The 9,785-nt window shown below is 68.1% G+C and carries 9 protein-coding genes; 6 read left to right on the top strand and 3 right to left on the bottom strand.

Features of this window, described 5'->3' with window-relative positions:
• The first annotated feature begins 2 nt into the window (after positions 1-2).
• The 4 genes from trsS to moaA all read left to right on the top strand — a co-directional run bounded on the left by trsS (position 3) and on the right by moaA (position 5,745).
• Positions 3-1,397 carry a radical SAM (seleno)protein TrsS gene (gene trsS / locus CJ014_RS11930; RefSeq protein WP_100080708.1) on the top strand — a complete coding sequence of 465 codons (1,395 nt, stop codon included), beginning with the start codon at positions 3-5 and terminating at the stop codon, positions 1,395-1,397.
• Positions 1,394-2,704 (top strand): DVU_1553 family AMP-dependent CoA ligase, encoded by a 1,311-nt coding sequence (locus CJ014_RS11925; protein ID WP_100080707.1) that lies wholly within the window; start codon positions 1,394-1,396, stop codon positions 2,702-2,704. Before trsS ends, CJ014_RS11925 begins: the two co-directional genes overlap by 4 nt.
• A gap of 380 nt (positions 2,705-3,084) precedes the next feature.
• Positions 3,085-4,680, top strand: a complete 1,596-nt coding sequence (locus CJ014_RS11920) for a helix-turn-helix domain-containing protein (protein WP_165790824.1) — start codon at positions 3,085-3,087, stop codon at positions 4,678-4,680.
• Positions 4,681-4,746: 66 nt separating this feature from the next.
• Positions 4,747-5,745, top strand: a complete 999-nt coding sequence (moaA, locus tag CJ014_RS11915) for a GTP 3',8-cyclase MoaA (protein ID WP_100080705.1) — start codon at positions 4,747-4,749, stop codon at positions 5,743-5,745.
• 113 nt (positions 5,746-5,858) lie between these two features.
• On the opposite strand, the gene CJ014_RS11910 is transcribed toward moaA, so the two are convergent.
• Entirely contained in the window at positions 5,859-6,581 is a 723-nt protein-coding gene (locus CJ014_RS11910) for an HAD family hydrolase (RefSeq protein ID WP_100080704.1), read from the bottom strand.
• Positions 6,582-6,767: 186 nt separating this feature from the next.
• Complete coding sequence (locus CJ014_RS11905; protein WP_100080751.1) at positions 6,768-7,565, bottom strand: HesA/MoeB/ThiF family protein; 798 nt, start codon at positions 7,563-7,565, stop codon at positions 6,768-6,770.
• 204 nt (positions 7,566-7,769) lie between these two features.
• Here CJ014_RS11905 and CJ014_RS11900 point away from each other — a divergent pair, with 204 nt between their 5' ends.
• Both CJ014_RS11900 and CJ014_RS11895 read left to right on the top strand, forming a co-directional pair.
• Positions 7,770-8,255 (top strand): MgtC/SapB family protein, encoded by a 486-nt coding sequence (locus CJ014_RS11900; RefSeq protein WP_100080703.1) that lies wholly within the window; start codon positions 7,770-7,772, stop codon positions 8,253-8,255.
• Between the two features lie 134 nt (positions 8,256-8,389).
• On the top strand, positions 8,390-9,028 hold the full coding sequence (locus tag CJ014_RS11895; protein WP_100080702.1) for a DUF6766 family protein: 639 nt from the start codon (positions 8,390-8,392) through the stop codon (positions 9,026-9,028).
• A 17-nt stretch (positions 9,029-9,045) separates the two neighbouring features.
• Here CJ014_RS11895 and gph read toward each other — a convergent pair whose 3' ends face one another.
• Positions 9,046-9,714 (bottom strand): phosphoglycolate phosphatase, encoded by a 669-nt coding sequence (gene gph / locus CJ014_RS11890; protein ID WP_100080701.1) that lies wholly within the window; start codon positions 9,712-9,714, stop codon positions 9,046-9,048.
• Positions 9,715-9,785: the final 71 nt, after the last annotated feature.

Genomic DNA, 9,785 nt, shown 5'->3' with positions numbered 1-9,785 from the left:
CGATGACCGGCCCCGTCCGCCTGTCCCTCGGACGCACCCGCAGCGTCTGCCCCGAATGCCTCGGGACCATTCCGGCCGAGCGCTTCGCGGTCGGCGACACGGTTTATCTCGACAAGACCTGCCCGGCGCACGGCCGCGTCGTGACGCCGATCTGGCGCGGCCTTCGCAGCTACGAGATGTGGTCCCGCAGCCGTCGCGCCACGTCGCGGCCGTTCAGCGTCGCCACCGATATCGCCGAGGGCTGCCCGAGGGATTGCGGGCTCTGCGCCGACCATCGCCAGCAAGGCTGCTGCGTGCTGGTCGAGGTGACGTCGCGTTGCGACCTCGTCTGCCCGGTTTGCTTCGCCTCGGCCGGCCGGCATGGCACGGACATGCCGATCGACGAAATCGCTGTCGCCCTCGACAGGCTGAGGGCGGGCAGCGGCCAGGTGCATATCCAGTTGTCGGGCGGCGAGCCGACCGTCCGCGACGATTTGCCGGAGATCGTCGCGCTGGTGCGGGCCAAGGGCTTCGATTTCGTCCAGATCAACACCAACGGCCTCAGGATCGGCCGCGAGCCCGACTATCTCGCCGCGCTCGTCGACGCCGGGCTCGACTGCGTCTTCCTGCAGTTCGATGGCGTCAGCGATGCCGTCTATCGAAAGCTGCGCGGCCGGAACCTTCTTGCGGAGAAGCGCCTCGCCATCGCCGGCGCGCGGGCCGCCGGTGTCGGCGTCGTGCTGGTGCCGACGCTGGTTCCCGGCGTCAATACGGGCGAGATCGGCGCCATCGTCGATTTCGCCAGGGACGAGATGCCGACGGTGCGGGCGGTGCATTTCCAGCCGGTGTCCTATTTCGGGCGGCATCCCGGCGCTCCGCGGGACGAGGACCGCATAACCCTGCCGGAGGTGATGCAGGCGCTGATCGAATATGGCGGCGGCGCCATCGGGCTCGAGGACTTCCGCCCCGGTTCGGCGGAAAATCCCTTCTGCTCGTTCAGTGGCCGCTTCGCCGTCGATCGCTCCGGTGGTTTGCGCTCCGATCCGGAGCCGGCGGCCGGCTGTTGCGGTTCCGGCAGCGAAGAGGGGCCGAGCGGAACGGAATGCTGCGGCGCCGTGGCGTGGCGTTCGCCGGAGGTGGTGCGCGCCCAGCGCTATGTTGCTGGACAGTGGACGACGATGCCGCAGGCGGAAACCCCGGCCGCCGGTCTCGAAGCCTTCGACGCTTTTCTGGAGCGGCAGAGCCGGCGCCTGTCGCTGTCCGGCATGGCCTTCCAGGATGCCTGGACGCTCGACCTCGATCGCCTGCGCCAATGCCATATCCACGTGGCGAAGCCGGACGGTCGCGTCATTCCGTTCTGCGCCTACAACCTGACCGACCTCGGGGGACGGTCGCTTTACCGCGAGCCGTCGGCATGAACGGGTCCGGAACGCTCGATGCCTGGGTGGGGCGGACGATCGGCGTCGCACGCCTGCCGACCCGCGACGACATCGACGCCTATCAGCTTCGCTGCCTGAACGAGACGATCGCCTATGCGCGCTCCCAAAGCCCTTTCTATCGGCTGCGAACCGGCTGGCCGGAACCCTGCGAACTTGTCGATCTCCGCGACCTCGCGCGACTGCCGCTGACGACGGCCGACGACCTCGTGCGCGGCGATCCGTCGCTCATCGCCTTGCCGATGCGCGACGCGGTGCGACTGGTGACCATCCCGACGTCGGGCACCTTGGGCCGGCAGAAGCGCCTGTTCTTCACCGAAGCCGACATCGAGGCGACCGTCGCCTATTTCGAGCACGGCATGGCGACCATCGTGCGTCCGGGCAGCTCGGTGGCGGTGGCCTTTCCCGCCCAGCGGCCGGACAGTGTCGGCGATCTCCTGATGCGCGGATTGACCCGTCTCGGCGCCTTTCCGGTGGCGCTGCCCGTCGCCGGCTCGCTGGATAGGATGGTCGACGCCTTGCGCGAACTGCGGCCGGCGGCGATCGCCGGCATGCCGGTGACGCTTGGCGCCGCCGCCCGGCGCATGGAGGCCGATGGCGGACCGCCGCTCAGGATCGAGACGGCGCTGGTCAGCGCCGACAGCGTCTCGCCAAGCTTCAAGGCGGCGCTCGCCGTCGTCTGGGGCGCCGAAGCGTTCGAACACTGGGGCATGACCGAGACCGGCTATGGCGGCGCGCTCGCCTGCGAGGCGCACGACGGCCTGCATGTCCGGGAAACCGATCTGTATCTCGAAGTCGTCGACGGGAGCAGCGGGCGGGCGCTGCCGGCCGGCCAGGAGGGCGAGATCGTCGTCACCACCTTGCGCCGCCGCGGCCTGCCTCTCATCCGCTATCGCACCGGCGACCGCGGCTGCGTCATCGACGATCGGTGCCGCTGCGGCTCGGTACTCCGCCGGTTGCGCCTCGGCGGGCGGATCGGCGAGCCGATCGTCGCCGGAGGGGGAGGGCGCCTGCCGGCGGCGATCATCGACGACGCGATCTTCGCGGTCGATGGCGTGATCGACTTCTCGGTCGAGCTGAGAACCGGCCGAGGCGCCCGCCTTGCCGTCGGCGTCATGGCGGCCGCCCCACGCACGATCGTCGATGTTCGGGCGGCGCTGCTTCGCCACCCGATTGTCGGTCCGTGGCTGCAAGCGGCGGGAATTGACCTGGCCGTCGAACGGGTTTCCGGCCCGCCGTTTTCCCTCTGCCGCAAGCGCAGGGTGACGGTGGTCTGCGGGGAGGATTAAATGTCTGAAATAAAACAACAATCAAGATCGTTATATAGTTTACGGTTATATCGACTGAAAGATCATAACGATTTAGTTCGGCAGGGCATATGATCGAATCCATGACAGGAAAGCCCACCTTTAGCTGAAGTTCGGCCTCGCCGCCGGGTGGCTTGTCCGGGATGGCTTCGCCCGTAAAACCGCGAAGCATGTCTTTGAAACTTCAGCGGTGGATGCACCTGGAGGGTGCTGAAATGGTCCTGCCTCAACGGCTTGAAGCCGATACATGCGCCATTCCGACGGGCGGGCCGGCCGCCTGCGGCACTTGCCGAAGCATGTCCGGACGACATGAGCGCAGCGCGCGCCCCGGCCCCCTTCCCGATCAGGGACGGTTGCTGGCCGTGCGTTCGAAGTTCATGGCCGACGGCATCCTGCCCGAGGGCGTGCCGCTGCCGATCCTGCGCTCCTGGGAGCGCAGCAGCCTGCATGGCCTTGCCAACGGTGCGTCGCGACGGCGCGAGACGCGGCTGACGGAAACCGCCCTCAAGGAGTTGCGGGAGCGCAACGAGGAGCTGCTGGTTTCCGCCTGGGGCGAGATCGTCACGCTCTGCCGCGAAACGCAGCCGCTAGGCGGCGTCGTGGTGCTGACCGACCCCAACGGCGTGGTGCTGGTTCGCCTCGGCGACAACACCTTCAGCGACGAAGCGGAGCGGCTCGGCCTGTGCGCCGGCGGCGACTGGTCGGAACAGGCGATGGGCACCAATGCCATCGGCACGGCCCTGTCCGAACGCTTCGCCCTGTCGGTGATCGGAGCCGAGCATTTCTGCAACGGCAACACCGACATCAGTTGCTCGGCGGTGCCGATCATCGATCCGTGCGGCGCGCTGGCCGGCATCATCGATCTTTCGACGTCGGTGACGGTCGCCCACGACTATTCGCTGCCGCTGTTGAAGCGGGCGGCCAACGAAATCGAACGACGCCTGTTCGAGCGGCGGTATGGACGCTTCGAGCAGATGCACCTGCATTCCAATCCCCGCCTGCTCGGCGGCCCCAACGAGGGCTTGCTGGCCTTCGACAACGACCGTCTGGTCGGTGCCAACCGCATGGCCGTGGAGCTGATCGGCCTCAGCTGGTCGGCAATCGGCGTCATGCATTTCCGGCAGTTGTTCTCGGTGCAGCACGCCAGCGTCACGCGGCAGGCGTCGGCCGACGAATGCGTGGTGCAGTCCGCCCACGGCTCGACCTTCTTCGCCCGCCTGCAGATGCCCCGCAAGGTGCAAGGCGGCACGGAGCCGGGGCGGGCGATCGAGCGGCAACCGGCGCGGCCGGTGCTCGCCGAGCCGGCCGGCGGCGACGCGCTGCCGCATGTCGTGCTCGAGACCCTGCAAATCGAGGGCGGCCCGAAGCTGCGCAAGATGAAAGTCGGCCATCTCGTTTACGGCGCCAACCTGATGGACGACACCGGCGAGGCCATCCTCGTGGTCGCGTCGGGCCGCTACCGCTGCTTCGCTTCGCACGAGGGCAAGGAGCTGACGCTGTTCACCCTCGGGCCCGGCGACGCCGTGCCGCTTCAGCCGGAGATGGTGGTCGAGGTGCGCAAGGAAGGCGAGGCGGCCGTGATCCCGCGCGCGGCGTTCCGGCGGCTAACCCGCGACCATCCCGAGTTCGGCATGTGCATTCTGCCGGCGGTCGAGAAGATGCTGAACCGGTCGCTCACCATGGTCGGCGAGATGGCCTTCCGCAGCGTGCGCTATCGATTGATCCGCTATCTCTGCGAGATGGCCGAGCACGACGGTCGCCAAACCTCGACCGGAGTCGTCATCGACGCCGCGCCGCATGGCGACGACCTCGCCATGGCCATCGGCGCGGCGCGCCAGTCGGTGTCGACGGTGTTGGCCGAGCTGATCCGGACGGGCGATGTCCAGCGGCCGTCGCCGCGCACCTTCGTCATCCCGGATATCGAAAATCTCAAGGAGGAACTGCGCGTTCTGCGCTGAGGCATATCCCGCCCGGCGGCAACAGGCCGGTCCGAACATCAGGTTCGAGGCGTACCAGCAACGATCATGAGTGCTTTCCTGACCGACGGCTACGGCCGAGCCATCCGCTATCTCCGCCTGTCGGTGACCGATCGCTGCGACCTTCGCTGCGTCTACTGCATGACCGACGACGTCGTCTTCCTGCCCCGGCACGAGCTGCTCAGCTTCGAGGAGCTCGACCGGCTGGCGTCGGCGTTGATCGGACGCGGCGTCGACAAGATCCGCATCACCGGCGGCGAGCCGCTGCTGCGCAAGGACATCCTGCAGCTCTTCCAGGGCCTGTCGCGCCACCTCGCCAGCGGCGCCCTGCGCGAGCTGACGCTGACCACCAACGGCACGCGGCTCGCCCGCTTCGCCCCGGATTTGGCCGCCGCGGGCGTGCGGCGGGTCAACGTGTCGCTCGATACGCTCGACCCGGCCCGCTACGCGGCCATCACCCGGCACGGCGATCTCGCCGGAACCCTTGCCGGCATCGCGGCCGCCCAGGCGGCCGGCCTCAAGGTCAAGCTCAACGCCGTGGCTCTCCGCGGCGTCACCGAACGCGAGATCGACGGCCTGATCGCCTTCGCCCATGGGCGGGGCATGGATCTGACGCTGATCGAGACCATGCCGCTCGGTCATCTCGACGTCGACAGGGCCGACCAGTACCTGCCGCTTGGCGACCTGCGCCGCCGCATGGCAAAGCGCTGGACGCTCATCGATGTCGACGACCGCACCGGCGGACCGGCTCGCTATGCGCGCGTCCGCGAAACGGGCGGCCTGATCGGCTTCATCACGCCGATGAGCCACAATTTCTGCGAAAGCTGCAACCGCATCCGCGTCAGCGCCACCGGCCGGCTCTACACCTGCCTCGGCGAGCGTGGCGGCGCCGATCTCCGCGCGGCGCTTCGCGGCTCGGAAAGCGACGACACTCTGAATGCGGCGATCGATCGCGCCATCCTGCGCAAGCCGAAGGGGCATGATTTCGCAATCCGGCGCCACGGCGAGCCGGCCCTCGAACGGCCGATGTCGGTTCTGGGCGGCTGAGGTCGAGAGCATTTTCGAGCGAAGTGGAAACCGGTTCGCGTGAAGAAAATGCGCCAATTCAAGAAGATAGAGCGTTTCTGCGTTTCCATGAAACACGGAAACGCTCTAGTGCTTCAGGCGGCGCGCGCGAGCAGCATGTCGACGAGATGGCGGACGCTTTGCCCGCACTCCCCCGGCAGCACCAGGTCGGCGGTCGCCTTCAGTCTCGGCGCGGCGTTGCCGACGGCGGCCGTCAGGCCGCAGCCTCTGAACAGCTCGACGTCGTTTTCCTCGTCGCCGACCGCCACCACCTGATCCCGCCGCAGCCCGAGGCCGGCGAGGGCGTGGGAAAGGCCGCTGTCCTTGTCGATCCCCGCCGGCAGGACCAGCACCCGGCCGCCGCAGCCGACGACGTGGAGGTCATAGCCGCCGCGCGCGATGACCAGCTCGACGCGGGCCGCGTTCTCGGCGCCGGTGGCCGCCATCGACCGTCCGACGAACAGCGGTTGGCCCGGAAGCGCCTGCGCCGCGTCGGCGAGGAACCGCTCGTCGACCGGCGGCGCGATCAACCGCTCGATCCCGGTCGCCGGGCAGAAGGAGACGGCGCCGTTTTCCAGGATAACCGCGTCGAACAGATCGAGCGCGTCGCAGAGCTTCCTGATGTTCTCGAGCCGGCGGCCGGACACCAGGATCAGCCGGAAGCCGACGCCGCGCAGCGACCGCAGCGCCGCCTCGGTATCGGCGCTCATCCGGCCGTGTTCGGCAAGGGTGCCGTCGTAGTCGGCGGCCAGGGCCCTGAGGCCGGCCAGCGATTGCGCACCGGATCTCAGGGACGGCATATTCGATGTGACGGACATCCCAAGGGCCCTCGGTGCCTCCTCGGGCGGGCACGGACGACTGCCCGGGCCGGCTCCCTGTCGGAGAAAACCACATCGTGAGGGACGGTCTCAGTCACCTGGGCGACAGGCGCGCTGCCCATATGGTCGATGTCGGAGAAAAAGGCGTCGCCCGGCCGCGCCGGAGACCGATTTCCGGTCGGCGGGCTATCCCGCTTCCGCCCGCCGGCCTGGCAGTGCGGGCGTCACCGTGTCCGGCCGGCGCCGATAGCCGATGGTGTCGATCCGCATGTCGCGGATGTCGACCATCAGCAGGCGGCCGATCAGCGGCTTGCCGACGCCGGTGATCAGCTTCAGCACCTCGCAGGCCGCGAGGGTGCCGAGCACGCCGACCACCGCGCCGAGAATTCCGACCTGCTCGCAGGTCGGCACGTCGCCCTCCGGCTCGCGCGGCATCAGGCAGCGCCAGCTCGGTGCGGGCTGGCCGTCGTCGTCCGGCAGATAGGGCCGAAGCGTCGTCACCGAGCCGTAGAACTCCTGCACCGCCGCCGAAACGAGCGGCTTTTGCAGCGCGTAGGCGGTGTCCGCCACCAGGAAGCGCGTCGGAAAATTGTCGGTGCCGTCGACGACGATATCGAAGCGCCCGACGATCTCGGCGATGTTGCCGCCATCGAGACGAACCGGAAACAGCTCCGTCGCCACGTTGGGGTTCAGGGCCGCGACGCGCTCGGCGGCGCTCTCGACCTTGGGCCGGCCGAGGCTGGCGGTGGAATGGACCACCTGCCGCTGCAAATTGGACAGCGACACCACGTCGTCGTCGACGAGGCCGAGCGTGCCGACGCCGGCGGCGGCCAGATATTCGATGACGGGGGAGCCGAGCCCGCCGGCCCCGATGCACAGCACCCGGGCCGCCTTGAGCTTTTGCTGACCGGGCCCGCCGACGTCCCGCAGCAGCAGATGGCGCGAGTAGCGGCGGATTTCGTCCTGGCTCAGAGGCGAGGTCATGGGCGGCGTCCTCGATGGGACCTCTCGGTCCGCGGTGGCGGCCGGATCGAAGCGATCGCTCCGATTGCCGAATTGGCGGCCGGTCGGCGAGGGGATCATCGCGTATCGGCGCAGCGGTTTCCAGCGTCTTGAGGGGCGAAGGCCACGGGTCTGGAACCTTTCCCCGTTCGGGAACTTGTTTGTCGGAGAACCTGGAGAAGGACGATGCCGCAAAGCCTTATCGAGGAATTCGACTTCGAGTTCCCGCTGCCGATGGAAATCCTGTTGATCAGAACGATCGGCGCCGCCCTGTTGTGCGGCCTGATCGGGCTCGAAAGGGGAGCGCAAAAAAATCCGGCCGGCCTCAGGACCAACATGCTGGTCGGGCTGGCCGTCGCCACCTTCTGCATGATCACGATCTACATGATGGAGACGCTGGCGGACGACACTGCCGTCATGCGGTTCGATCCGATCCGGCTGGTGGAAGCCGTCACGGCGGGAATCACCTTTCTGGCGGCCGGCGTCATCGTCTTCACCAAGGGCGATGTGAAAGGGCTGACGACCGGCGCCAGCATGTGGCTCTCCGGAGCCATCGGGCTGGCCTGCGGCCTCGGAGTATGGTCCGTCGCGCTGTTGGCCAGTTTCGCCGGCGTCGTCATCCTCTGGCTGCTGCGCCACCTGCAATATGCCACCGGCCTCAAGGACGAATGAGCGGCTGCGGGCACCGGCAATGCGGGGCCCGATCGGAACGCAACGGACGGGCCGGCGTTTCTTCCGGGCGTGGGAACGGACGCCGGCCGCCAAGTCGATCCGCCGACCATTGAGCGCTGGAGAAGGGGAGCATCGTGAGAATCTTTTTCCGCGACAACGGACTGACGGTCGCGCTGATGGCGATGTTCCTGGTCAGCGTTGCCGGCATGATCTGGACCGGTCATGCGCACCACAACCAGGAACTTACCGAGCACGGCGCGCCGGCCATCGGCCTTCTCGCCTATCTCGGCAGCGGCGCTTTCCTGTCGGCGCTGTTCGAGAACTGGGAAAGCGAGTTCCTGCAGATGTCGGCCTACGTCATCCTGACGGCGATGCTGTTCCAGCGCGGCTCGTCGGAATCGCGGGATCCCGACGATCCCGACCGGCCGAACGACGAACTGCCGGCCGATCTCAGGCAGCGCCATCCCATCCTGTCGTGGCTGTACACCAACGGGCTGGGCCTGGCGCTTGCCGCGCTGTTCGTGCTGTCGTTCATCCTGCACTGGTCGGCGAGCTTTGCCGCGGCCAACGAGGAGGCGCTGCGGCATGGCGCGGCGCCCCGGTCGATGGGCGCCTATTTCCTCGATGCCCAGTTGTGGTTCGAATCCTTCCAGAACTGGCAGTCGGAGTTTCTGTCGACCGCCGTGCTGGTCGTCCTGTCGATCTTCCTCCGCCAGAAGGGCTCGCCGGAATCGAAGCCGGTCGGCGCGACAAACGCCGAAACCGGCGAATAGCCCGCTCGGGCAGGTGTTCAGCTCGGCAGCAGCGCCTCTATCGCCTGGTCCAGTTCGTCATAGTGGCCGATGACCAGATCGGCGCCGAACTCGGTTGCCGGCCGTCCGCCATAGCCGAAATCGACGGCGATGGCCGGCACGCCGGCCGCCCGGGCGGTGGCGATGTCGGTTTCGCTGTCGCCGACCATCACCGCCGCCTCCGGCGTTCCGCCGGCACGGGCGATCGCTTCGAGGAGCGGGCGCGGATGCGGCTTGTGCTCGGGCAGGCTATCGCCGCCGACCACCGCGGCGAACAGCGAAGAAAGACCTGTGCCTTCGAGCACCGCGTGGCTCAGAACCTCCCGCTTGTTGGTGCAGACGGCGAAGCCGAAACCGCGACGGGACAGGCGGGCGAGGGCGTCGACGAGGCCGGGGTAGGGGCGCGTCTCCGACGCGATCTCCGCGGCGTAGACAGCGACGAATCGCTCGACCAGTTCGGGCAGCCGGACGGCGTCGAGCGGCCGATTGGCCAGGCGGAACCCCTCGCCGATCAGCGCCCGCGCGCCATGGCCGAACAGGTCCGTCACGTCGGCGCGCTCGACGGCGGCAAGGCCTTCGTCGCCGAGGATGCGGTTGAGCGCCCGCAGAAGATCGGGCGCCGTGTCGAGAAGCGTGCCATCGAGATCGAAAACCACCACCGGACGCATCGCCCACCCCGCTTTTCATACGCACCGCGGCAAAGGATTTAGCATGCCGACGGGCTTGCGGCAGGACCCAT

It is taken from the genome of Pleomorphomonas carboxyditropha (genome assembly GCF_002770725.1).
Lineage (GTDB): Bacteria > Pseudomonadota > Alphaproteobacteria > Rhizobiales > Pleomorphomonadaceae > Pleomorphomonas > Pleomorphomonas carboxyditropha.
This window is presented reverse-complemented; position numbering and strand designations above follow the sequence as displayed.